The organism is Kitasatospora sp. NPDC007106 (assembly GCF_040634455.1).
In the GTDB taxonomy this organism is placed as follows: Bacteria; Actinomycetota; Actinomycetes; order Streptomycetales; family Streptomycetaceae; genus Kitasatospora; species Kitasatospora arboriphila.
This window is the reverse complement of sequence record NZ_JBEYFP010001355.1, coordinates 1-1,182: the sequence shown is the minus strand read 5'-3', so window position 1 is coordinate 1,182 and position 1,182 is coordinate 1. Positions and strand designations below refer to the sequence as shown.

General features: G+C 72.5%; 2 protein-coding genes. One reads left to right on the top strand and one right to left on the bottom strand.

The window, feature by feature from the left end; translation table 11 throughout:
- Positions 1-328, bottom strand: a 328-nt coding sequence (locus ABZ641_RS38445; protein ID WP_359989313.1) for an FAD-dependent monooxygenase, incomplete at its 3' end; no start/stop codon positions are given.
- 80 nt (positions 329-408) lie between these two features.
- Here ABZ641_RS38445 and ABZ641_RS38440 point away from each other — a divergent pair.
- Positions 409-1,116, top strand: coding sequence for a TetR family transcriptional regulator (locus ABZ641_RS38440; protein ID WP_359989311.1), 708 nt, complete (start codon positions 409-411; stop codon positions 1,114-1,116).
- The last annotated feature ends 66 nt before the right edge of the window (positions 1,117-1,182 follow it).

Genomic DNA, 1,182 nt, shown 5'->3' with positions numbered 1-1,182 from the left:
GGATCCGGCGCAGGTCGCCGCGGAGCACCTCGGGGCGTACCGCGGTGCCGTCGGAGGGGACGTCCAGCAGCAGCGCGCCGTGCCGGTCGAGCACCCTGGCGGCGTCGCCGCCCTCGTGGATGATCGCGCGGAACTCGTCGGTGAGGCCGGCGTCCGCGAGGGCGCGCTGTCCGTCCTCCTCGTGGATGTCGAGCTGGCCGCCCTGGGTGCGGAACTCGGGGGAGGTGTCGGCCTCGTGGATGGTGGCGGGGATGCCGTGGACGTGCAGGACGCGCGCGAGGGTGAGGCCGCCCAGGCCCGCGCCGATGATCGTGACCGGAGTCGTCATGGTGTTCCCTTCGGAGCCGCTGTGGAACGCTGTTCCATTCCCATGTTGGAACGGCGATCCATTCATGTCAAACTGTGTTCATGGCGATCAAGAAGCAGCGGGCCGTACGGCGCACGGACGCCCTGTCGAAGGAACGGATCGTGGAGAGCGCGATCGAGATCCTCGACTCCGAGGGCGAGGGAGCGCTGACCTTCCGCGCGCTCGCGGCCCGGCTGGCCACCGGAAGCGGGGCGATCTACTGGCACGTCGCCAACAAGGACGACCTGCTGGCGGCGGCCACCAACGACGTGATCGCCCGGGTCATGGCGGACCTGCCCGGCGGCGCGCGTCCGCGGGAGGCGATCCGGGCCCTCGCGCTCGGGCTCTTCGACGCGATCGACGCACATCCCTGGGTCGGCACCCAGCTCTCCCGCGCGCCGTGGCTGGCCGCGATTCCGCAGATCTTCGAGGGCTTCGGCAGCCGGCTGGAGGGGCTCGGCGTGCCCGAGGGGGCGCAGTTCGACGCCACGTCCACGCTCGTGATCCATGTCCTCGGCGTCGCCGGACAGAATGCCGCCAACGCCCGCCTGCACGCGCACAGGACCGACCGGACGGCCTTCCTGGGCGAGATCGCCCGGCAGTGGACCCGGCTCGATCCCGCCCGGTACCCGTTCGTGCACCGGGTGGCGGCGCAGTTGCCCGAGCACGACGACCGGGAGCAGTTCCTGGCCGGCATCGACCTCATCCTGGGCGGCATCGAGGCCGCCCACATCGAGGCCGCCCACCCGGGTCCGTCCCCTCGGACCTGACGCGAACCCGAGCGGGTCGGGGGCCGGCCGAGAACCGGGTGCCGCGCGCCCGGAACGGGACGGCCG

What these genes read in the sequence shown, in the direction of transcription:
- ABZ641_RS38440 (WP_359989311.1), top strand. Translation starts at nt 409, where the DNA reads ATGGCGATCAAGAAGCAGCGGGCCGTACGGCGCACGGACGCCCTGTCG.